This window comes from Enterobacter hormaechei ATCC 49162 (assembly GCF_001875655.1).
Taxonomy (GTDB): domain Bacteria; phylum Pseudomonadota; class Gammaproteobacteria; order Enterobacterales; family Enterobacteriaceae; genus Enterobacter; species Enterobacter hormaechei.
In genome coordinates this window covers 783,954-803,147 of record NZ_MKEQ01000001.1, presented here as the reverse complement: position 1 = coordinate 803,147, position 19,194 = coordinate 783,954, and the positions used below count along the sequence as shown (strand labels likewise).

General features: G+C 54.3%; 31 protein-coding genes and 2 pseudogenes. 31 read left to right on the top strand and 2 right to left on the bottom strand.

The window, feature by feature from the left end; translation table 11 throughout:
- Positions 1-4: 4 nt before the first annotated feature.
- A complete protein-coding gene (locus tag BH712_RS03950) occupies positions 5-1,003 on the bottom strand; it encodes a tyrosine-type recombinase/integrase (RefSeq protein WP_032673502.1) in 999 nt (332 codons plus the stop codon).
- Between the two features lie 10 nt (positions 1,004-1,013).
- Positions 1,014-2,182, bottom strand: a protein-coding gene (locus BH712_RS03945; RefSeq protein ID WP_108454466.1) for an IS3-like element ISEc52 family transposase whose coding sequence is annotated in 2 segments (ribosomal slippage) — positions 1,014-1,933 and positions 1,933-2,182 — 1,170 coding nt in all. Because the reading frame shifts where the segments join, the coding sequence is not laid out codon by codon here.
- A gap of 168 nt (positions 2,183-2,350) precedes the next feature.
- Here BH712_RS03945 and BH712_RS03935 point away from each other — a divergent pair.
- The 31 genes and pseudogenes from BH712_RS03935 to BH712_RS03790 form a co-directional block, all read left to right on the top strand.
- Positions 2,351-2,650, top strand: a pseudogene (locus tag BH712_RS03935) (hypothetical protein); the annotation flags it as partial.
- Between the two features lie 33 nt (positions 2,651-2,683).
- On the top strand, positions 2,684-2,866 hold the full coding sequence (locus tag BH712_RS03930) for a hypothetical protein (protein WP_006808975.1): 183 nt from the start codon (positions 2,684-2,686) through the stop codon (positions 2,864-2,866).
- Positions 2,866-3,114, top strand: a complete 249-nt coding sequence (locus BH712_RS03925) for a DNA polymerase III subunit theta (RefSeq protein WP_006808974.1) — start codon at positions 2,866-2,868, stop codon at positions 3,112-3,114. Before BH712_RS03930 ends, BH712_RS03925 begins: the two co-directional genes overlap by 1 nt.
- Positions 3,111-3,353 carry a hypothetical protein gene (locus BH712_RS03920; protein ID WP_006808973.1) on the top strand — a complete coding sequence of 81 codons (243 nt, stop codon included), beginning with the start codon at positions 3,111-3,113 and terminating at the stop codon, positions 3,351-3,353. Before BH712_RS03925 ends, BH712_RS03920 begins: the two co-directional genes overlap by 4 nt.
- A 178-nt stretch (positions 3,354-3,531) precedes the next feature.
- A complete protein-coding gene (locus BH712_RS03915) occupies positions 3,532-3,987 on the top strand; it encodes a YbcN family protein (RefSeq protein ID WP_006808972.1) in 456 nt (151 codons plus the stop codon).
- Entirely contained in the window at positions 3,987-4,157 is a 171-nt protein-coding gene (locus BH712_RS03910) for a NinE family protein (RefSeq protein ID WP_006808971.1), read from the top strand. The genes BH712_RS03915 and BH712_RS03910 overlap by 1 nt, the downstream gene beginning before the upstream one ends.
- A gap of 201 nt (positions 4,158-4,358) precedes the next feature.
- Positions 4,359-4,991: a recombination protein NinG gene (locus BH712_RS03900; RefSeq protein ID WP_006808969.1), complete on the top strand. Its 633-nt coding sequence runs from the start codon at positions 4,359-4,361 to the stop codon at positions 4,989-4,991.
- Positions 4,988-5,104, top strand: a complete 117-nt coding sequence (locus BH712_RS25085) for a hypothetical protein (RefSeq protein WP_094166857.1) — start codon at positions 4,988-4,990, stop codon at positions 5,102-5,104. Before BH712_RS03900 ends, BH712_RS25085 begins: the two co-directional genes overlap by 4 nt.
- Positions 5,101-5,790: a bacteriophage antitermination protein Q gene (locus BH712_RS03895; protein ID WP_006808968.1), complete on the top strand. Its 690-nt coding sequence runs from the start codon at positions 5,101-5,103 to the stop codon at positions 5,788-5,790. The genes BH712_RS25085 and BH712_RS03895 overlap by 4 nt, the downstream gene beginning before the upstream one ends.
- 644 nt (positions 5,791-6,434) lie before the next feature.
- Positions 6,435-6,758 (top strand): phage holin, lambda family, encoded by a 324-nt coding sequence (locus BH712_RS03890; protein ID WP_032456970.1) that lies wholly within the window; start codon positions 6,435-6,437, stop codon positions 6,756-6,758.
- Entirely contained in the window at positions 6,742-7,221 is a 480-nt protein-coding gene (locus BH712_RS03885) for a glycoside hydrolase family 24 protein (RefSeq protein WP_032673499.1), read from the top strand. The genes BH712_RS03890 and BH712_RS03885 overlap by 17 nt, the downstream gene beginning before the upstream one ends.
- Positions 7,218-7,595 (top strand): DUF2570 domain-containing protein, encoded by a 378-nt coding sequence (locus BH712_RS03880; protein WP_006808965.1) that lies wholly within the window; start codon positions 7,218-7,220, stop codon positions 7,593-7,595. Before BH712_RS03885 ends, BH712_RS03880 begins: the two co-directional genes overlap by 4 nt.
- The gene (lysC, locus tag BH712_RS25360; protein ID WP_420890489.1) at positions 7,501-7,764 is read left to right on the top strand and encodes an Rz1-like lysis system protein LysC; all 264 of its coding nucleotides are present in this window, start codon (positions 7,501-7,503) and stop codon (positions 7,762-7,764) included. Before BH712_RS03880 ends, lysC begins: the two co-directional genes overlap by 95 nt.
- Positions 7,765-7,858: 94 nt before the next feature.
- Complete coding sequence (locus BH712_RS03875; RefSeq protein WP_006808963.1) at positions 7,859-8,068, top strand: hypothetical protein; 210 nt, start codon at positions 7,859-7,861, stop codon at positions 8,066-8,068.
- Positions 8,065-8,271, top strand: coding sequence for a hypothetical protein (locus BH712_RS03870; RefSeq protein ID WP_006808962.1), 207 nt, complete (start codon positions 8,065-8,067; stop codon positions 8,269-8,271). Before BH712_RS03875 ends, BH712_RS03870 begins: the two co-directional genes overlap by 4 nt.
- A gap of 3 nt (positions 8,272-8,274) precedes the next feature.
- Positions 8,275-8,877 carry a hypothetical protein gene (locus BH712_RS03865; RefSeq protein WP_006808961.1) on the top strand — a complete coding sequence of 201 codons (603 nt, stop codon included), beginning with the start codon at positions 8,275-8,277 and terminating at the stop codon, positions 8,875-8,877.
- Complete coding sequence (locus BH712_RS03860) at positions 8,877-10,349, top strand: terminase large subunit (RefSeq protein ID WP_006808960.1); 1,473 nt, start codon at positions 8,877-8,879, stop codon at positions 10,347-10,349. The genes BH712_RS03865 and BH712_RS03860 overlap by 1 nt, the downstream gene beginning before the upstream one ends.
- 11 nt (positions 10,350-10,360) lie before the next feature.
- Complete coding sequence (locus BH712_RS03855) at positions 10,361-11,821, top strand: DUF1073 domain-containing protein (protein WP_006808959.1); 1,461 nt, start codon at positions 10,361-10,363, stop codon at positions 11,819-11,821.
- Positions 11,775-12,755: a phage minor head protein gene (locus BH712_RS03850; RefSeq protein WP_169313202.1), complete on the top strand. Its 981-nt coding sequence runs from the start codon at positions 11,775-11,777 to the stop codon at positions 12,753-12,755. Before BH712_RS03855 ends, BH712_RS03850 begins: the two co-directional genes overlap by 47 nt.
- 31 nt (positions 12,756-12,786) lie before the next feature.
- Entirely contained in the window at positions 12,787-12,981 is a 195-nt protein-coding gene (locus tag BH712_RS03845) for a hypothetical protein (protein ID WP_006808957.1), read from the top strand.
- A 91-nt stretch (positions 12,982-13,072) separates the two neighbouring features.
- A pseudogene (locus tag BH712_RS03840) lies at positions 13,073-14,458 on the top strand (DUF2213 domain-containing protein).
- Between the two features lie 3 nt (positions 14,459-14,461).
- A complete protein-coding gene (locus tag BH712_RS03835) occupies positions 14,462-14,896 on the top strand; it encodes a hypothetical protein (RefSeq protein ID WP_006808955.1) in 435 nt (144 codons plus the stop codon).
- A gap of 10 nt (positions 14,897-14,906) precedes the next feature.
- Positions 14,907-16,004, top strand: a complete 1,098-nt coding sequence (locus tag BH712_RS03830; protein ID WP_006808954.1) for a major capsid protein — start codon at positions 14,907-14,909, stop codon at positions 16,002-16,004.
- A 9-nt stretch (positions 16,005-16,013) separates the two neighbouring features.
- A complete protein-coding gene (locus BH712_RS03825) occupies positions 16,014-16,379 on the top strand; it encodes a hypothetical protein (RefSeq protein ID WP_006808953.1) in 366 nt (121 codons plus the stop codon).
- 2 nt (positions 16,380-16,381) lie between these two features.
- Entirely contained in the window at positions 16,382-16,762 is a 381-nt protein-coding gene (locus BH712_RS03820) for a DUF7370 family protein (RefSeq protein ID WP_006808952.1), read from the top strand.
- The gene (locus BH712_RS03815; RefSeq protein WP_006808951.1) at positions 16,762-16,935 is read left to right on the top strand and encodes a hypothetical protein; all 174 of its coding nucleotides are present in this window, start codon (positions 16,762-16,764) and stop codon (positions 16,933-16,935) included. The genes BH712_RS03820 and BH712_RS03815 overlap by 1 nt, the downstream gene beginning before the upstream one ends.
- The gene (locus BH712_RS03810) at positions 16,928-17,161 is read left to right on the top strand and encodes a hypothetical protein (protein WP_006808950.1); all 234 of its coding nucleotides are present in this window, start codon (positions 16,928-16,930) and stop codon (positions 17,159-17,161) included. The genes BH712_RS03815 and BH712_RS03810 overlap by 8 nt, the downstream gene beginning before the upstream one ends.
- Positions 17,158-17,508 carry a hypothetical protein gene (locus tag BH712_RS03805; RefSeq protein ID WP_006808949.1) on the top strand — a complete coding sequence of 117 codons (351 nt, stop codon included), beginning with the start codon at positions 17,158-17,160 and terminating at the stop codon, positions 17,506-17,508. The genes BH712_RS03810 and BH712_RS03805 overlap by 4 nt, the downstream gene beginning before the upstream one ends.
- Positions 17,509-17,510: 2 nt before the next feature.
- A complete protein-coding gene (locus BH712_RS03800) occupies positions 17,511-17,975 on the top strand; it encodes a hypothetical protein (protein ID WP_006808948.1) in 465 nt (154 codons plus the stop codon).
- Positions 17,972-18,355 (top strand): phage tail termination protein, encoded by a 384-nt coding sequence (locus tag BH712_RS03795; protein WP_006808947.1) that lies wholly within the window; start codon positions 17,972-17,974, stop codon positions 18,353-18,355. The genes BH712_RS03800 and BH712_RS03795 overlap by 4 nt, the downstream gene beginning before the upstream one ends.
- A gap of 63 nt (positions 18,356-18,418) precedes the next feature.
- A complete protein-coding gene (locus tag BH712_RS03790; RefSeq protein ID WP_006808946.1) occupies positions 18,419-19,162 on the top strand; it encodes a phage tail tube protein in 744 nt (247 codons plus the stop codon).
- Positions 19,163-19,194 lie beyond the last annotated feature (32 nt).

The window sequence follows — 19,194 nt, the reverse complement described above, 5'->3', positions numbered from 1 at the left end:
GAGGTTATGCGGTTTTTCTATGGGGCATCAGTGGGGCATTTTGAGTAAATGATGCGTTCAAAATGCCCACCTGGTCATGGTTATTCTCGGTCATCCATTTACCGTAAACCGTGAAGAGCATTTGCGCTGACGAATGGCCCATCTGGTGCGCAACGAAGTTTGGATTCGCTCCAGCTACCAGTGCCCAGCAAGCATATGTGTTTCTGGTTTCATAAGATCGTCTTTGCCGGACGCCTGCACGACGCAGGGCAGTGCGCCAGGCCGAATTAATAGACCCGGGGACGTAGCACATCGTCTTCTTACCATTCATTGAAGTAATGGACGGCGAGAATATAAAGGTGCATTCATCGGTTCTCTTTTTTTTGTATTCCCGTAGGCTGACGCTTACCTTGTGGGATGCCATCATTCTGGTCAGTGGCATCTGCGCTTTAAGCGCGTCAATTGCTGGCTGGGTCAACTGTATAGTCCGAATCCCGGCATTGGTTTTGGGCAGGGTGAAGTTACCCTTCATGGAATAGTTACGTGACACTGTAACTGTCCAGTTAACAGTGTCCACATCCTCCCAGGCTAATGCGCTAAGCTCCCCATGCCTGACGCCTGTATTTACCGCAAAGATAACCATATTCTGAAACTGTAGCGTTGGGCAGGCCGCAACCACTCTCTGATACTCATCAGAAGTAAGAGGATCTGGAATGGGTCTTTCTTTTGCGAGAGGGGTAATACCTGCCATCAGATCGGTTTTCAGGTAGCCACTTTTGAAAGCAAAGCTCAGCATCCCGCCAAGGCATGCCATATAGCTATTGACTGTAGGAACGCTTCTTCCCTTTTTGGGTGGATGATTTAGGCCATGTCTGGTCTTCTGCCAGCCGTTCAGTAGCTCCTTCCTGGCACTAAGGATATCTTCAGTGTTCAGGCTGCCGATATGCCTGTGCTCACCAATTGTTTCGATAGTGGTTGTGAGGTGGCAATCGTAACGCCTCAACGTCCCGAGGCTAAGCTCCATCTTGAAGTGGTCAACAAAAACTGGCCACCGCGTTAGAGTTTTTCCAGTATCGGTTTTCTGATTCGTTTGGCGTTAACCCACCATTATATTCGTGCGGTCTTAGTGCGCTGTAATATCCAACGATATAGTCCGTTATTGCGTGAGCTGCATCGCTGAAGCTTACATAGCCCGTCGCCGGCACCCATTCGTTCTTCAGACTCCTGAAGAAGCGCTCCATTGGGCTGTTATCCCAGCAGTTTCCACGCCGACTCATACTCTGCCTGATCCGGTATCGCCACAGTAACTGCCGGAACTGCCTGCTCGTATAATGGCTGCCTTGATCGCTGTGGAACATCACCCCGACGGGCTTACCACGGGTTTCCCATGCCATTTCCAGTGCTTTCATGGTGAGCCTGCTGTCCGGCGAGAACGACATGGCCCAGCCCACTGGCTTTCTTGCGAACAGGTCGAGAACAACGGCGAGGTACGCCCAGCGCTTACCCGTCCAGATATAGGTCACATCACCGCACCACACCTGATTTGGTTCCGTTACGGCGAACTGTCGCTCAAGATGATTCGGGATAGCAACGTGCTCATGACCGCCACGCTTATACCGGTGAGTCGGCTGCTGGCAACTGACCAGCCCCAGCTCTTTCATGAGTCTGCCAGCAAGCCAGCGCCCCATTTGGTAACCTCTCTGGGTTGCCATTGTGGCGATGCTTCTTGCTCCGGCAGAGCCGTGGCTGATGCCATGCAGTTCAAGTACCTGACTGCGTAATACAGCCCGTCTGCCGTCTGGCTTTTCAGGACGGTTTTTCCAGTATTTGTAGCTGCTGCGATGAACCCCGAACACATGGCAGAGAGTGGCCACAGGATAACGCGCCCTGAGTTTCCCGATTATCGAGAACTGTTCAGGGAGTCTGACATCAAGAGCGCGGTAGCCTTTTTTAATATTTCATTTTCCATTTCAATACGTTGTAGCTTTTTCCTGAGCTCACGGATTTCAATTTGTTCCGGGGTAATGGGGGAGGCTTTTGGTGTTTTGCCCTGCCGTTCATCACGTAATTGTTTCACCCATCGCGTCATTGTGGAAAGGCCGACATCCATAGCGCTGGCTGCATCTGCCACGGTGTAGTTCTGGTCAACGACCAGTTGAGCGGATTCGCGTTTAAACTCTGCGCTGAAATTTCTTTTTTTCATTATGACACCTGTGTTGTTCTGAGGTGAGCATATCACCTCTGTTCAGGTGGCCAAATTCAGTAAACCACTTCACTCGAAGCGGAGCCTGTGGCGTGGCTACTGTCAGGCGGCGGCGCAAAAAACAACGTCAGCTTCGATAGTGGCAATGCTTATGCCGACCCGCTGCGAGAAGTAACGCCGCTTTACACCGCCCATCCAGCGCCGGTATCTGTGCCCGCTGCGATGGAAATGGATGATGACTTTGACAGCGCGTTTGAACACGGAAAAGCTGTCGGCTGGAACGCCTATCGCGCAGCCATGCTTCAGTCGTTCGGTAATTCCGAACAACTCAACTCTCCGGTGATTCCGGATGGATGGGTGCTGGTGCCAGAAGAACCCACCCATGAAATGCTTGAGGCTGGTGATGAACAATTCGGAACTTACGATGTGTATCGCCGGATGATAGCGGCATCACCGCAGCAGAAGTGATCTATAATCCCCTCAAATAACCGAGGGGGTTTTATGTCTAACGAAGAAATGACTCCAGCAGAAAAATATAAAGCTTCAATGAAAAGACATAAAAAGTTCTGGAGGAAATCACAAATTGCAAATGCGAAACGGTTTGATGCTGGAGAGGTTGAATCTGTTGATGGTTTTAGATCTCCTTATGAGACCAGAAAGAAGAGAGGGAGGACTGCTGACTAATGTCAGACTGGAATATTGCTGCAAAGCCGCAGGAAGAACGTGACAAGGTTAATGTTGACCTGGCAGCCTCCGGCGTGGCCTACAAAGAGCGCCTGAACATGCCGGTTATCGCTGAGGTGGTGATGCGAGAGCAACCGGAGCATTTGCGGGACTACTTCCTTGAGCGCCTTAAGTTTTATCGCGAGAAGTCGATAACTTTACCGAAAGGTAGTGATCCCGATTATTTAAACAAGGAGGAAGTAAAATGAGTTTTGATTGCCTATTATTCGGAGCTGGACACAAGGGCACACCTATCACTATTGATGGTGATTTTGTTGAAAGAATTATGGGTCCTGTTGCTGAAACTACTAAAAAAGTACCATTTGAAGTTAAAAAATACATGGTGGGAGGCTTTACCTACGCTGTAGCTGAGCATCCGCCTGTAAGCTTAACGCCTGAAATTGTTGACGCGGCTATTACTGCATCTGGAATTCAGCCGCTCGATTGAATTGATTTTCCATAATCAACCGTCCATAATCATGTCATCGGAGTCTGAACAACTCCGGTGACTTCTGCGCATTTAAGGGGACTTAAATGCGACCACAATCTGAACTCCTCACCTTGTCACAGATGCAGAAATGCACCTGCGATTTTCTGCATTCTGCGGTTTCCGTTAAGGAGGCCGTATGACTCTGCCAGTAGACGGCATCAAACTCCATCGCGGCAACTTCGCGGCCATAGGCCAGCAGATTCAGCCATTGCTGGATGCCGGGCAATGCTTCCGCCTGCAGGTGAAGCCGTGGCGCGAGAAGCGCAGCCTGTCGCAGAACGCTCTCAGCCACATGTGGTACACGGAAATCAGCGACTACCTCATCGCCCGCGGTAAGGCCTTCGCTACGCCTGAGTGGGTTAAAGACGCGATGAAGCACACCTATCTCGGCTACGAAAGCAAGGACCGGGTAGACGTCGTGTCCGGCGAGGTCACCACGGTCCAATCTCTCCGCCATACGTCCGAGCTGGAAACCGGCGAGATGTACATTTTTCTGTGCAAAGTCGAAGCCTGGGCGATGAATATCGGCTGCCACCTGACCATTCCGCAGAGCTGTGAATACCAGCAACTGCGCGATAAGCAGGAGGCATGATGTCTACTCCACTTTCTCGCGTCATCACAAACGAAATCTTCCGCGTCCCGGCGCGCCGCCAGCGCAAGCCAGAGGTTAAGCCGTCCGACATCCCTACCATGAAAGACTACACCGCCCGCCTGGTGGATCAGAAATGGCTGCGTCTCGCGGCGAGGAGGAAATCATCATGAGTCGTGAATCTGAATTCGCTTCAGCTCGCATACGTCATTCAGTCTGGTGCGAATGTTATGACGAGGTCATGAGCATCCCTGCGAAAGGTAAACGTTCAAAACTTCTCAGAAAAACAGCTGGCCTGGTCCGGGCTGATCGGAATGAGAGAAGAATGGATGCGTTCCTGCAGACATGCTTTGCAGAGAGCGTGGAGGGTAACCATGCGTAAACCATCCCGCCGTAAGTGCAAAGTATGCGGTGAATACTTCGTGCCGAAATTCCACGACGTCCGGATCCGCTGGTGCAGCCCGGAACACGGAGCAATCCTCGCAATGGAAGAACGCGAGAAGGAGAAGGTGAAAGCCGCAGCTAAGCGCATCAAGGAGCGCAAAGAGAAAGAGCGGGCGGATCGCCGGGACCTGAAAGCGAGAAAGGTGGCGCTAAAAACGAAACCGCAGTGGAGATCTGAAGCGCAGACAGCTTTCAATCGGTACGTCCGTCTGAGGGATGCTGGTAAGCCGTGCATCAGCTGCGGCAGGCTGCCGGAGCAGAAGTTTGGCGGAACCATGGACTGCGGCCACTACCGCACCCGCGGAGCAGCGGCGCACCTGGCTTTCAATCTTCACAATACCGCTGCCCAGTGTGTCTATTGCAACCGGGATCGGGACGGCGCGCAAAAGGCATTTGAACAGGGCCTTATTGAGCGCATCGGTGCCGAAAAAGTTGAAGTGATAAACAACGACAATTCCGTCCGCCGGTTCGACATCCCATACCTGCAGCGCATCAAATCCATTTTCACACGCAAAGCCCGCGCTCTGGAAAAACGCCGTGCCCGCCGACAGGAGGCCGCATGAACCATACCGACTTCCTCCGGTACCAGGCAGAAAGTGTTAAGCGCGCCAGCATGCCGCCAGTAGCAAAGCACAGCCAGACCAAAACCAACCAGCCACAGAAGGAAGCCGCATGAACATTCAGCAACTGGAATACGTACGTCAGCAGCTCATTGTGGCGACCGCAGATCTGAGCGGGGCGACGAAAGGGCAGCTGGTAGCTTTCGCAGAGAACGCACAATTCACTGCGACGGCGCGCAGCCGGGGGCGTAAGAAAATCACCGATCCGGTCACCGGCCGAAAAGTGAACCCAGACGGCCCGGCGATGAGCGGCAGCCAGTCCCGCGCTAAGGGATCGTCAATCGCTCTGGTGGGGCCGGTTGAGTTCGTGACCGCATCGTGGCGCCGCGCCGTCCTGTCGCTTGAAGACCACCAGAAAGCTTGGCTGCTGTGGAACTACAGCGAGAACATCAAATTCGAGTACCAGGTGGCGATCACTCAGTGGGCGTGGGACGAGTTCCGGGAGCAGCTCGGCACGAAGAAGGTGGCCGGCAAGACGCTGGAGCGCCTGAAGAAACTTATCTGGCTGGCGGCGCAGGACGTCAAAGCGGAGTTGGCAGGACGTGAGACGTACGAATATCAGTCGCTGGCGTCGCTGGTTGGCGTAACGCCAAAGAACTGGTCAGAGACGTTTACGGACCGCTGGGTTGATATGCGGCGCATCTTCCTGCGCCTGGATAGCGGGGCGTTATTGCAGGTTACGCGATCACGTTCACAACAAAAGGCGACAAATTTCGATAGAAGTCTTGCAAAACTGGATTGAAACGCATATATTTCATGTAAATCTGATATCGTCGCCATAGCTTCGATTGTCGACACACAAAGAATTCAAGCCCGAGGTTAACGCCTTGGGCTTTTTGCTTTCCGGCGACACGACAGGGGTATTCGCGAGATGCATTGCATCAGTACCCCTGTCACATCGTCATAGAGCATTGAAACGAGTTTCATCAGATGTTAAATTTTTGGTGTGGTGAATCCCCCTATGCGGAGGGGCATTGCCAGTCTGATATGTTTTTTTGCGCATTGCGAGTCGTCTGTGGACTGGCGGCGACTTACCGGGAGGCACCCGGCACCACACCTAATAAAAAATGATGATAGCTGTAAGGCCCACTTCGGTGGGCTTTTTCTTTGGGCAAAAAAAAGACAGCATGGTTTCATGCAGGCAAGGCAGTTACATTTAGATTTTGTCCCGGTATATGTTTTTTTGTCCGGAAGTCGAAAGATACTGTCTCGAATACATTTTGTAAATAACGGATTCAAATCACAAGGCCATGCATTTGCATGGCTTTTTTATTATCAGGTCCCGCGGGAATCATCATCGACACGCTTCGTTGTTAAATCCAGCCCGACGGGCCTGACCCTTTCAAACACACACAGCGCCATCCGTCATTAACGGAGGTGAGGCTTATGCGAATGCCCTACAAACAAGATTTCATCGCCGCTCTGCTGGCAGCTAAGGAGCAGGGTATCGGCGCAATACTGGCTTTCATCATGGCGTATTTGCGGGGTCGCTATAACGGTGGCGCTATGGCGAAGACGCTGATCGATGCGGTCATGTGCGCGATGATCGCCTGGTTCGTCCGTGACCTTCTCGACTTCATTGGCCTGAGCAGCAATCTCGCGTATATCGCCAGTGTCTTCATTGGCTACATCGGTACAGACTCGATCGGCAACCTGATTAAGAAGTTCGCCGCCAGAAAAGCAGGGGTTGATGATGCTGGAACTCAATAAGCAGCGCAGGGCATTTCTGGATATGCTCGCCTGGTCAGAGGGTACTGACAAGCCAAGGCAGAACACCAAAAACAGGGGTTATGATGTCATTGTCGGCGGATCGCTTTTCTCTGACTACAGCGACCACCCACGAAAACTGGTCAACCTCCCCAAGTTGGGCATCAAATCTACCGCGGCTGGGCGTTACCAGTTGCTTTCAAAATGGTGGGATGCGTACCGGAAACAGCTTGGACTGAAAGACTTCTCTCCAGCCTCACAGGACCAGGTGGCACTGCAGCAAATCAAAGAACGTGGCGCGCTTCCGCTAATCGATAACGGGCAGATTCGGCAAGCTATCGATCGTTGCAGCAATATCTGGGCGTCATTGCCCGGGGCAGGCTATGGCCAGTTTGAGCATAAGGCAGACAACCTGATCGCAAAATTCAAAGCCGCTGGCGGCGTTGTAGCCGAAGTACAACCATGAACCGGTTAACCGCCATTATCAGCGCCGTAGTGATCTGCCTGATAGTTAGCCTCGGATGGCTGGCTAGCCACTACCACGACAACGCTATCACCTTCAAAGAGCAGCGTGATAAAGCAACGGCCAGGGCGGAAACCGCCGAGACCGTTAGCAATAGCGTAGTCACCGCAATGAACCTCATCAATGACATTTCCCGGGTAACCCAGAATGCAAAGACCGAACTTTCCCAGGCAGGTGAGCAGCATGTTATCTACATCAGGCAGGCGCTTGAAGGGGATCAGTGTGCTAAGCAGCTTGTTCCTGCTGCCGCTGCTGACAGCTTGCGGGAATACGCGGACGGTTTACGTGCCGGCGCCCGTGGTACTGATAAGCGCTGACCTTACTGCAGACACACCGATCCCAGGAATGGCCGTGCCATTCACATGGCAGGCAAGTCTCGAGTTAAACGCTCAGCTCTATACGGCGCTGGGGCAGTGCAATCTGGATAAGGCGGCAATCCGAAAAATCGAATCCTCCCGACAAGGAAAGAATGCTCAACCCCAATAAGGCGGTGATCATCATCTTGCTGACGGGTAAGCCGTAAGTGGCTAAGCACTTCTGAGAAGCAGGGCAACAGCTGCGACAAGGCAAAGAGGTAATCATGTCCGACATCTACCAAATCACGCTAACCACCCAAACAGGCGAAACCTTCACGGGCAAGATGTCACGACGTCAGCCTGAGTTGGTAAACGGCTTTGTGCCGCTGGCAACCGAAACAGGCCAGTGGCTTTACTTCGCTCCTGCCGATGTGAAGCGTGTGGAGTTCACGCCAGTTCCGGCAGAGGGCGAAACCGAGGAAAGTGCATCATGACAGCGAAAATAGGACCCATTACCGTAACTCTTGATATGAGATGGCATGTTGCGCGTTCACGCGAAGTGCTTGAAGAATTGCAACGTCGGGTGAGTGAGCTTAGCCCTCGAATTTCAGAGGATGACGCGCTGCGCACTCTATTGCTCGATATGACCTTTGATTACCTGAAGGCCAAGAGCCAGGTCGAACAAACAACGGAGTAACGAATGAGCAAACCGGACTGGGAGGCCATCGAGACGGCGTACCGGGCCGGAGTGATGTCCCTCAGAGAAATAGCATCACAACACGGTATCAGTGAAGGCGCTATCCGTAAGCGCGCCAAACGTGACGACTGGTCGCGCGACCTGAATGCGAAGGTGAAAGAACGCGCTGACGATCTGGTACGCAAAGCTGAGGTACGCAAACAGGTACGCAGTGAAGTCACTTTTAACGAACGCGTACTCATCGAGGCGACGGCCGAGGTAATCGCCAGTGTCCGCATGGAGCATCGCGGCGACATTAAGCGCGCCCGGCAGATAACCAACGCCCTGTTTGATGAGTTGGGCGCGGAGTGCGCAGACGTGGCCGCACTGGAGAAGCTCGGAGAGCTGATGTTCGACCCTGACGACAAGGGTCAGGACAAGCTCAATGAGATTTACCACAAGGTCATCAGCATGCCTGAGCGCGTTAAGTCGGTAAAAGCACTGAGCGACGCGCTGAAGAATCTGATTGGGCTTGAGCGTCAGGCCTACGATATCGACGGGCCGGAAGGCGACAACTCTGTTAAGCAATTGTCTGACCTGATGGATTCTCTGTCTCAGGGGGCGTAATGAAACCTGAGCACATCAAGCTGCTGTCGGATAAAGACTGGCGGCTGAACAATCTTTACTGGATCACCGACAAAGAGGGTAAGCCCACGCGCTTCAGGATGACGCCTGAGCAGCGGGAATACTTCGAGGGGATCCACACCCGCAACATAATCCTGAAAGCACGCCAGCTCGGATTCACCACAGAGGTGTGCATCATCCAGCTCGACGCGGCCCTGTTTGAGTCGGCTAAGTGCGCGCTGATTGCCCACACGCTGAATGACGCAAAGCGCCTGTTCCGCGAAAAGGTGAAGTACGCATACGATAAGCTGCCTGCAGAGATAAAGGCGGCCAACCCGGCCAGCAATGACTCTTCCGGCGAGCTCGTCTTCAAGAAGGGAGGCTCACTATACGTCAGCACTTCATTTCGTGGCGGTACGCTGCGTTACCTGCACGTTTCCGAGTTCGGGAAGATATGCGCCAAGTATCCTGACAAAGCCCGTGAGATCGTCACTGGTGCGTTTGAGGCGGTATCGACTGGATGCTTCGCTACTATCGAGAGCACAGCCGAGGGCCGGGCGGGTTACTTCTTCGATTACTGCCAGACGGCAGAGAAAGCGCTGCTGCAGGGCAAGCCCTTATCCGCGCTGGACTGGAAGTTTTTCTTCTTCTCCTGGTGGAAGAATCCGCAGTACGCAATCGACCCGGTCGAGTCTCTGCCGGTGCGCCTGCTGGAATACTTCGCTGAGATGGAGGCGAAGCACGGCGTAGTCGTTAACGACCGCCAGAAAGCCTGGTACTACGCCAAAGAGAAAACTCTCGGCGACGACATGAAGCGCGAATACCCGACCATTCCGGCCGAGGCGTTCCAGCAGTCGGTCGAGGGCGCGTACTACGCCAAGCAGTTCCGCTGGCTCTATACCAATAAGCGGATCGGCCAAATCCCCGACAACTCGCACCTCCCGGTGCACACGTTCTGGGATATCGGTGTTGGCGACTCCACGGCCATCTGGTTCGTTCGCGAGGTTGGCGAAGAGTTCCACATCATAGACTACTACGAAAACTCCGGCGAAGGCCTGAGGCACTACATGAAAGTGCTGAAAGACCGCGGCTATGAATACGGCGAACACTGGGGTCCGCACGACATTGATAACCGTGAATTCGGTGCTGATGCCAAATCCCGCAGAGAGCTTGCCCGTGAGGGGTATGAGATCGATGGTCAGGTTTACAGCATGACATTCCAGGTGGTGCCAAAAGTCGGTGTTGATACCGGCATTGAGTCGGTGCGTGAAATTCTCCCATCCTGTGTTTTCGATGAAGAGAAATGTGCAGAGGGCATATCTCACCTCGAAGGCTACCGCAAGGAGTGGGACGATAAGCGCGGGTGCTGGAAAGATAAACCGCTTCATGACTTCACATCACACGGTGCTGACGGCTTCCGTTACTTTGCAGTAGCGAAGAACAATCACAAGCAGGTCGGCGCAGTATTCTTCTAAGGAGCTCATCAGTGAGTGAACAACAAAGCGAGGTTTCATTCCTCGTTAATGCCCTTGCTGATGCTATCGGGCGGCAGCGCATGCTGTACGCAGGCCAGCCGGGAAATACCAAACGCACGAAGTTGTGGGATGAGTTTGGCTATCCAAACAGTCTCGAGTTCGACCGCTACTACCGGGCCTACGAGCGCAACGCGGTAGCGTTTGCCGCAGTCCATAAGCTTCTCGATTCGTGCTGGGTTGATAACCCGACGATCATCGACGGCGACGGCGGAAAGGAGTCAACCGAGACAACGGACTGGGAAAAGTCAGCCACTAAGCTGCTGAAGAAGCACTGGCCGAAAATTAAGGATGCGGATCGCCGCAATCTTGTTGGCCGGTACTCGGCATTGCTCATTCAGTTCCGCGACGGCAGGGAATGGCATGAGCCGGTAGATCGGGCGAAGGTTAAATCCCTGCGAAATATCGGTAGCGGACCTATCGTTAAGCTAATCCCCGCGTGGGAATCGCAGATCAAGCCAGGCAACTTCGATACCGACACGCTTTCAGAAACGTACGGCCAGCCAGTCTCGTACAACTTCAACGAGCAGCCAGTTGGTGATGATGGCACGTATGGCCCGGTGCGCGGCGTTACCGTGCACCCAGAGAGAATCATCATTCTCTGCGAAGGCTCAGAAGACGAGAACATGCTCTCTGGCGTGCCTTTCCTGCGCGCTGGTTACAACAAACTTCTCGACCTCGAAAAGGTATCTGGTGGTAGTGCCGAAGGTTTCCTGAAGAATGCAAGTCGCCAGCTCGGGATTGCGTTCGACAAAGAAACCAACATTGCGAACCTGTCAAAGCAAGCCATAGAATCTGGCTACAAAGACCTGGGCGAGGCGCTTAACGACAAAGTCGCCAAGATGAACCGTGGCACGGATGCGGCCCTGGTTATGCAGGCCGGCACGCCGTCTGTTCTCTCCGTTGCGGCGGCAGACCCATCCCCGACTTGGACAGTGGCCGCCAACGAGTTTGCATCTTCGATCCAGTGCCCGTTCACCATACTGTTTGGTCAGCAGACGGGGCGACTTGCTTCCGATGAGGACAAAACAGACTGGGCGAAGCGCTGTAACGGCCGCCGCTGGGGATTCCAGTCGACGGTGATCGAGAGCGTGCTTGAGCGCTTTTGGACCGTAGGAGTAATTGACCCGCCATCATCCGGAGAGGTCACGCTGGCATGGTCTGATCTGCTCGCGCCGAGCGAAAAAGAGAAGATTGCCAACATGCAGGCAATGGCCGTCGTGGCGAAAGACACACAGCAGGCATACGGCACTCCGGCGGTGGATGAAAACGAAATCCGCGCAGTCGGTGAGCTGGAGCCTCGCAAGGTCGTGTCGCCACCTAACCCTGATGTAAAGCAAACCGATAAGGATCCGCTGACAGATGATGATGACAGCGCAAACCAGAATCGGGACGCCAATCGTACCGCGCAATAAAGCTGACCCGACGCAATCATCGCGGCAGGTCAGTCGGATGTTCAACGTTATCGAAGATCGGTATCTGAACATTAAGCGCAGGCTGAAGGCACTCTTTGACCAAAGGCTGACAGGACAGCAGCGAGAGGCGAACGCGCAGCGGTCATGGATGATGTGCAACAACGAAGGTGCAGAGCCTTCGCTGTATCAGGTCAATGCCGGTAAGTTCATCTATGACATGACAGCTGCTGAACTGGCCGACCTGCTCCAGGTGGTGCAGTCGATTCTGGATGATGAGCTTCTTGAAGGCGGCAGTCAGAACCTGTGGGCGATGGACTACGTCATAGCGGAATATGACCGCGGCACGCTAAACGCCTTCACCAACCTGTCGGTGCAGTCTCAGGTGTACGCCAGTCAGACGACGCTACAGCAGCTTTTAAGCAGCCCCGGTTATCTGAACCAGATAGCGGCGGCCAGGCTGACAACGTTCAGTGACTGGAAAGTCATTAGCGACACCGCCCGTGGCGATTTGACCAACATCATCACCGATGCGGTAGCGCGCGGCGTGAATCCTCGCGAGACGTCCAGCGTCATCAGCAAGCGCCTCGATGTGTCGATGTCGAAGGCAAAGACCATCGCTCAGACTGAGCAGGTCGGCGCGCTGCGCCAGGCTCAGTGGAATGAAACGGACTGGGCTGCTGATAGGCTTGGGCTTAATACCGGCCTTCTGTGGCTGTCGGCGCTCAAGCCAACTACGCGCACCTGGCACGCCAGCCGTCACGGCAAGGTCTACACCACCGAAGAGGTGCGGGATTTCTACGCTGAAAACGGCAACCGGTACAACTGCTATTGCAGTCAGATACCGGTGCTGCTCAACGACGACGGCAGCATTTTCAACGAGGGGCTGACGGAGAGGCTAAAAAAAGAGAGGATGAGCTGGAAAGAAGGGGCATAATTACAGTTCATTCAGGCCGATAGAGGTAGTCATGCTTAATAAATATTTTGTAGCTTATCAAATCTTGAAAAATGGACAGGCCTATCTTACAGGATCGACAGTTGTAGCCGATCCTGAAGGTTTGGAGCCGGATGTTTTCTTTATGAATACAGCAAAAGAAATAGCCAAACAAAGAATGGTAATGCCTGATGCAGTAATCATTACCGCATTCAATCGGGTTAATTAACCACAAGTAAGTTTCAGTGCAACCTAACCATTAGCTACCCAGCCATAGCGCTGGGTTTTTATTGCCTGAAATCCACCAACGAGGACCCAGCATGAAACGCAACCGCGTTAACGTGCTGACCGTCGTCAACTCCGCTTCAAACATCACCACTGAAACCATCGACGGCAAGCCACATATCGTGGTTCGCGGCATCACGCCTGTCGTGGACGATATTGTGATGAACCGGAAGTTGTACCCGGCAGCAGAAATCGAAAAGGCCTACAACACGCTCGAGCGTAACCCGATGCCGCTGGGCCACCCGAAAGTGGACGGCAAGCATGTGTCGGCGCGTGATGTCCGGGCGGTGAATGAGTACCACGTCGGGGCCTGGCTACAGAACGTCAGCCACAAAGACGGGAAGGTGATGGGCGACATGTACGTTAACCGGCAGTACGCCGAATCCAGCGAGAAGGGCAAGCGCCTGATCAACCGCCTGGATGAGATGCTGGCGGGTACAAACTCCGACCCGATCCATATCTCCACCGGCCTGCTGTATTCCGGTATCGCCGCCAACGGCGAGTCGAAGGGCAAAAAGTACAACGAGATCGCCACCAACATGATGTTTGACCATGTGGCGGTGCTGCTTGATGAGCCCGGCGCCGGTACGCCGGAGGAGGGCGTGGGCATCTTCGTTAACTCAGAAGGTGATGAGCAACAGATTGAGGTTGCCCGTCTGGCTGACGGAATCGACTGCACCCGCGATGGCCTGATCAACAAGACCAAATTCTTCTTCACCAATGCCTCTAACTTCTCTTTCGACGACATATCCCGCGCAATCAGCGACAAGCTGCGCGAGGGTGACGCTGAAGATAAGTGGCTTTGGCCTGAAACGGTGTGGCCGGACAGCTTCATCTACCGCAATGACACCAAATACCTGAAGCAGAAGTACCTCATCGATGACGACGGCAAGGCCGTGTTCGTCGGCGAACCTGTAGAAGTCGTGCGCAAACCCACTGAGTACGAGATTAAAACCAACGGAGAGAACGATCCGATGAAAGAACTGATTATCAATGCGCTGCAAGCCGCTGGTAAGCCGACCGAAGGCAAGTCCGACGCCGAGCTGATGGACGCATACAACCAGATGAAGGCCGAAGAAGCCACCGCTAAGAAAAAAGGCGATGAAGAAATCGACCCGGAAACCGGCAAGCCCAAGAAAAAAGAGCAGGCCACCAATAACGAAGAGATGCCAGCCTGGGCGCAGAAACTCGCCGATCGCGTGGACGTCGTTTTCAACAGCCTGAACGCGAAAACCGACAAAGAGAAAGGCGAAAAGCGCGCGGCAGTGAAACTGGCGATGAACATGAGCGATGAAGAAGTCGCAGATCTGGACGGCAAGGCGCTCGATGCCATGTAGGCCAAGTGCCAAACCTCTTTCGGCCTGAACGGTGCATTCCGCCAGGCAACCAACACCCAATCAGTCAGCGAAATGCCGGAGTAAAAAATGGCTAAAGACGGAAAGCATATTATCCACGCCGGCGGCGTGTTCCCTAATCCGCTGCTTAACCGCGAAGGCGGGGCGGCTGCATCGACTCTGCCTGGTACTGTTGGCTTCTTCAGTACTGCTGACAAGTTCACGGCCTCTGTGGTCGGGGCAGAATCCGCCATCAAGTATGTGGCAAGCAAAGACTACCTGCGCTGCCTGAGTGTTGATGACGCAATCCCAGCCAATGAATTGGTTGTTGGTATTCATCCGCTGCCTGGCATGTTCCTAAATGTGCGAGCAGCAGCGGGCACTTACACCAAAGGCCAGCCGGTTGCAGTAGCCAACGGTCAGATCACTGCGGTTGTAGATGATGCCGCCGTATTCGCTTATGTCGAAGAAGATAAAGCAGTCACTGCGGTGGCGGGCGATCTGATTCGCGTTGTGTTCAAATAAGGAGCACTGAATGTTTGTATTCTCCAAGTCTATCGGCGAGAAGACCGGTAACCTCGCGGTAAACCAGGCGCAATGGCGCGCTCTCGAACTTGAGCGAAACGCCAGTGCTCAGGCAGCAGCTGATTTTCTGGCGCGCACTCAGTTCCGTGGTGATGCAGAAAACGCCCCTTATCTCGACGCGGTGAACGCAGTTGACGATATCCGCCGCCTGTATCGCGCTTTCGACACAACTGTGCTTCAGCAGTTCGAGCCAAATACCGAATTCACCCTGCTGAACGATCTGATGCCGCTCTCTCGCTCCGTGCGAATTGAGCAGTCTCGTTACGATTACGCTCGTACCGGCGGCCGCGGCTGGGCTCATACTTCCATGTCCGGTCAGGTTGGTGCGGCGCTGGATGCACGCAGCTATTCCTTCGATGGCACCATGGTACCTATTCACGACTCGGGCTTTAAGTTCGAATGGCGTGATCCAATCTTCAACAGCCCGCAGGCATTGCAGTCGCAGTCGGATGCTCAGCGTGGTTCTGTAGAAGATGTACAGCGTCGTTACGTTGACTACATTTTCAACGGCTTCCGCGATAAGGCTGGTAACTTTGCAGTATTCGACGGCCTGACCTGGAAAGGGCTGCGTGACGATGAGCGTGTAGCACAGATCGACCTTGGTGCTTCCGGCCTTAACATCGATTTCACCTCTGGCACAGCAACGTCTCAGGCTATCCGCGCCGGGGCAATCGCGCTTCGTGATCAGATGCGTCGCGTAAACAACCAGTATGCAGAGCAGACCTGGTATGTATCCGGCGAAATCATCTCCAACCTGGAACGCTACTTCTCCGACAACTTCCAGTCCGGAACGATCATGGATGAAATCCTGAAGCTGACCGGCGTTGCGGCGATTAAAGAAGACAGCCAGCTGTCAGGTAACGAAATCGTCATCGTTCCGCTGTCTGCTGGCGTCATTGCTCCAATCGTCGGCCAGGCTATCGGTACCGTTGCATCTCCGCGTCCTGAGTACAACAGCGACTACATCTGGCGCACCTGGGGTGCAATGGGGTTGATGGTCAAGCAGGACATCAACAACAAATACTCCGTAATTCACGCATCAAGCTAAGGATAAATCATGGCACTGGTAGAAATCGTGGCAAGCAACCTGCACGCCGGTGCCAACCTCCGCAAACTGGAGGTTGGTTCGGTGGTGGATGTGGATGATGCAACAGCTGAGCGCTGGATCAGCACAGGCAAGGCGAAGGATACCGACAAGAAGAAAGGCGAGAAGCTTACCTTCGAAGTGGCTACTCCTTCAGCTCCTGCGACAGATCTGACGGCCCTTCAAAAGCAACTCGCCGACGCACTGGAGCAGAACCAAAAGCTAATCGCCGATGGTGAAGCTAAAGACAAGGCTCATGCTGACGCACTGGCAGCAGAAACAAAACGCGCCGACGATGCCGAAGCAGCACTGGCGGAAGCAATCAAGAAGGCGAAATAACCATGGCTGACCCAATCACAGCGGCAGACGTGCAGGCGTTCCTCGGTGAATTGGGTTACTCCATACCGGGCGCGCTGCTGGAGCCGATTCTCTGCGTGGTGAACAAAATCATCCCGTGCCTCGATGGTGCCGGGTATGACGAGTGCACCGCGAAGCTGATCCTGATGTACGCCGCCGCGCTTATGGCTACTTCGTCCGGCGCGCGCCGCATCAAATCGCAGGGGGCGCCGTCTGGCGCGTCCCGCTCGTTTGAATATGGTGACGACAGCATTACCTGGCTGCGCGACTCGTTGGCCCGTCTCGATACCAGCGGCTGCACCGGCGAGCTGCCGATCAGTGCCGGTAACAGCGTCGGCCTGTTCATGGTGGTCGGAGGCTGCTGATGACGTACAAATCAGTTAAGCACGGGCTACCGCGCTCGCTCACCCGCGTCTGGGTGATTACCGACACCGGGCGGGAGACAACCGGCTACGTTAAGTCGGACGGAGAGTGGTTCATTAACTGCCCACGCATCCGGGCGACTGGCGCGAAGGTGCTGAGGTGGAAAGATGGCTGAACGATACGATGTGCATGCCTTTAAGTGCGAAGACAGCTGGTCGCTATTCATCTGGATAAACGACTCCGGCGTTAAGTTTATTGGCCGCCATGCTGAAACTTACGAGAAAGCCAAAGCTGACTTTCTGGAGCAGGCTGATGCTAAGCGCCTCGCCAGTCAATCAGGCGCGATGCGGCCTCTTGATGATTTCAAAATCGTTGAGAAGGTGGAGGTATTCGCTCTATGAGCAGCGTTGCTAACTGGTCTTACACCGCCACGGCGACCATCTGGCGCAAACTGGAAGGAAATGACGAATACGGCGACCCGCTGGGCTATGCCGAGCCAGAGCAAATCCTCTGTGATTACGAGGGCGGACTCAGCAAGAAGTTAGCCAGCCTTGGCGCTGAAATCGTTGTGAAGAATACTGTGTGGACGGAGTTCGCGCTGGCGGCTGCGGGTGATTACTTGCTGATTGGCGTATCGACCGAGGCCGACCCGGTTGTCGCCGGTGCCGACGAGGTTCGGCAGGTTATTCGCTATGCCGACACATTCGAGCGCCTGGCGGATGATTACGCCATCCTGACGGGGGTGTAGCTATGGGTATCAAAGTGAAGGGCATCAGCCAGGCTAAGAAACACCTGAACGATGTCATCAACGACGTAAAGGGGCGCAAAGTTATTCGCGCGTTGCAGTCGGCGATGATTCTCATCGGTGCCAGGGCCGCCTATTACACCCCGATCGATACCTCCACTCTGATTAACAGCCAGTTCCGTGAAATCGACGCGGGCGGAGTGCTCATCACCGGGCGCATCGGCTACTCAGCCAACTATGCCGCGTACGTGCACGAAGCGTCAGGCAAGCTGAAAGGCCAGCCGCGCGCGCACTTCGGCGTGACCAGTAACCGGTCTGAGTTCGGCCCGCAGAAACCGAAAGAATTCGGTGGCGGGACAGGAACGGGTAACTACTGGGATCCGCATGGTGAGCCGCAATTCCTGACAAAAGGCGCAAATGACGAGCGCGATAACGTTGATGCGGTGATGCGCAAGGAGCTTTCGCTATGACACCCATGATGCATGAGCGGGTGCGTAACATGTTCGGCGACGCCGGGCTAACGACTGGCTTCACGGTGCAGCAGCTGATGTACGACGACCCGGGAGATCTGTCGAAGGCGATCATGGTGTTCAGGCCTAACGGCGGGTCGAATATTCGGACTGACCTCGGCTCTGAGTATCACGTCCTGGTCGACGTCGTAGGCGCAAAAGATAAGCGCAAAGACGCACTCAATGCCGTGCAGCGCATCGTCGATTACGTCAAGGCCAACCCCATGGCTGACGAGTGCGTCGGCTACATACAGAACATGGGCGCAATTCCCGCGCCGGTTCTCACAGAAGAAGGGCGAATAGTCTTCCGATTGCAATTTGCCTGCACGTTTGGCGACTAGCCATTCCCAACCAAATAACCCGCTCCGGCGGGTTTTCTTTTATACGTCAAAGAGGAGTTTCACATGGCTAATTGCCAGAACTCGAACGAGCGCCTGTTCGGCGGTGCGGTCGTGCTGGAAGTCGCCGATGGCTGCCCGGACGTCAAACCACTCGAAGGTGAGTGGATGGCGCTGGCCGCTGGTACGTCGAAGGGCTTCGACTTCAACCCGAACTCGGTTACCTCTGATGCGGATGACGGCGGCGGCTATGTCGAGACCATCATCACCAACAGTGATTTCACCCTGAGTTTTGAAGGTGAAGTGCGCAAGAAGGACAAGCTGGATCAGTACGGTGTCGGCAAGTTCATCAAGTATTTCGCTGATGAGCTGAAGGCCAAGCGCCAGCCCGGTATCTGGGTACGCATGGACTACGGCCCGGTCGAATTCGTCGGCTATATGAACATCACGGCGCTGAGCTCTGACGGCGGCACCAACGACATCGTCACGTTCTCAACCGAGTTCAAAGTCGGTGATGCAACTACCATCGAAGTGAACGAGCTGACTGCTGTAGCGGTGACTGGCGTAACGGTAACTCCGGCTACCAGCACCGGCACAGCAGGCGGCACCAGCACCTTCACGGTGAACATCGCACCAACCGGCGCTACAAACAAAGATTTCACTGTAGCGACTACCGATGCGACCAAAGCAACGGCTACCGCCTCCGGAAACACCGTTACCGTGACGCGCGTCGCCACCGGCAGCGCGCAGATAATCATCAACACCGAAGACGGCAACTTTGTGGCCGTGCATACGGTTACCGTTACCTAACGGACATTCCAAAGGGCGGCGTGCTGCCCTTG

Bases quoted from the DNA above. Each gene is read 5' to 3' on its own strand.
- BH712_RS03950 (WP_032673502.1), bottom strand. From the start codon at position 1,003: ATGGAGCTTAGCCTCGGGACGTTGAGGCGTTACGATTGCCACCTCACA.
- BH712_RS03930 (WP_006808975.1), top strand. From the start codon at position 2,684: ATGTCTAACGAAGAAATGACTCCAGCAGAAAAATATAAAGCTTCAATG.
- BH712_RS03925 (WP_006808974.1), top strand. From the start codon at position 2,866: ATGTCAGACTGGAATATTGCTGCAAAGCCGCAGGAAGAACGTGACAAG.
- BH712_RS03920 (WP_006808973.1), top strand. From the start codon at position 3,111: ATGAGTTTTGATTGCCTATTATTCGGAGCTGGACACAAGGGCACACCT.
- BH712_RS03915 (WP_006808972.1), top strand. From the start codon at position 3,532: ATGACTCTGCCAGTAGACGGCATCAAACTCCATCGCGGCAACTTCGCG.
- BH712_RS03910 (WP_006808971.1), top strand. From the start codon at position 3,987: ATGTCTACTCCACTTTCTCGCGTCATCACAAACGAAATCTTCCGCGTC.
- BH712_RS03900 (WP_006808969.1), top strand. From the start codon at position 4,359: ATGCGTAAACCATCCCGCCGTAAGTGCAAAGTATGCGGTGAATACTTC.
- BH712_RS25085 (WP_094166857.1), top strand. From the start codon at position 4,988: ATGAACCATACCGACTTCCTCCGGTACCAGGCAGAAAGTGTTAAGCGC.
- BH712_RS03895 (WP_006808968.1), top strand. From the start codon at position 5,101: ATGAACATTCAGCAACTGGAATACGTACGTCAGCAGCTCATTGTGGCG.
- BH712_RS03890 (WP_032456970.1), top strand. From the start codon at position 6,435: ATGCGAATGCCCTACAAACAAGATTTCATCGCCGCTCTGCTGGCAGCT.
- BH712_RS03885 (WP_032673499.1), top strand. From the start codon at position 6,742: ATGCTGGAACTCAATAAGCAGCGCAGGGCATTTCTGGATATGCTCGCC.
- BH712_RS03880 (WP_006808965.1), top strand. From the start codon at position 7,218: ATGAACCGGTTAACCGCCATTATCAGCGCCGTAGTGATCTGCCTGATA.
- BH712_RS03875 (WP_006808963.1), top strand. From the start codon at position 7,859: ATGTCCGACATCTACCAAATCACGCTAACCACCCAAACAGGCGAAACC.
- BH712_RS03870 (WP_006808962.1), top strand. From the start codon at position 8,065: ATGACAGCGAAAATAGGACCCATTACCGTAACTCTTGATATGAGATGG.
- BH712_RS03865 (WP_006808961.1), top strand. From the start codon at position 8,275: ATGAGCAAACCGGACTGGGAGGCCATCGAGACGGCGTACCGGGCCGGA.
- BH712_RS03860 (WP_006808960.1), top strand. From the start codon at position 8,877: ATGAAACCTGAGCACATCAAGCTGCTGTCGGATAAAGACTGGCGGCTG.
- BH712_RS03850 (WP_169313202.1), top strand. From the start codon at position 11,775: ATGACAGCGCAAACCAGAATCGGGACGCCAATCGTACCGCGCAATAAA.
- BH712_RS03845 (WP_006808957.1), top strand. From the start codon at position 12,787: ATGCTTAATAAATATTTTGTAGCTTATCAAATCTTGAAAAATGGACAG.
- BH712_RS03835 (WP_006808955.1), top strand. From the start codon at position 14,462: ATGGCTAAAGACGGAAAGCATATTATCCACGCCGGCGGCGTGTTCCCT.
- BH712_RS03830 (WP_006808954.1), top strand. From the start codon at position 14,907: ATGTTTGTATTCTCCAAGTCTATCGGCGAGAAGACCGGTAACCTCGCG.
- BH712_RS03825 (WP_006808953.1), top strand. From the start codon at position 16,014: ATGGCACTGGTAGAAATCGTGGCAAGCAACCTGCACGCCGGTGCCAAC.
- BH712_RS03820 (WP_006808952.1), top strand. From the start codon at position 16,382: ATGGCTGACCCAATCACAGCGGCAGACGTGCAGGCGTTCCTCGGTGAA.
- BH712_RS03815 (WP_006808951.1), top strand. From the start codon at position 16,762: ATGACGTACAAATCAGTTAAGCACGGGCTACCGCGCTCGCTCACCCGC.
- BH712_RS03810 (WP_006808950.1), top strand. From the start codon at position 16,928: ATGGCTGAACGATACGATGTGCATGCCTTTAAGTGCGAAGACAGCTGG.
- BH712_RS03805 (WP_006808949.1), top strand. From the start codon at position 17,158: ATGAGCAGCGTTGCTAACTGGTCTTACACCGCCACGGCGACCATCTGG.
- BH712_RS03800 (WP_006808948.1), top strand. From the start codon at position 17,511: ATGGGTATCAAAGTGAAGGGCATCAGCCAGGCTAAGAAACACCTGAAC.
- BH712_RS03795 (WP_006808947.1), top strand. From the start codon at position 17,972: ATGACACCCATGATGCATGAGCGGGTGCGTAACATGTTCGGCGACGCC.
- BH712_RS03790 (WP_006808946.1), top strand. From the start codon at position 18,419: ATGGCTAATTGCCAGAACTCGAACGAGCGCCTGTTCGGCGGTGCGGTC.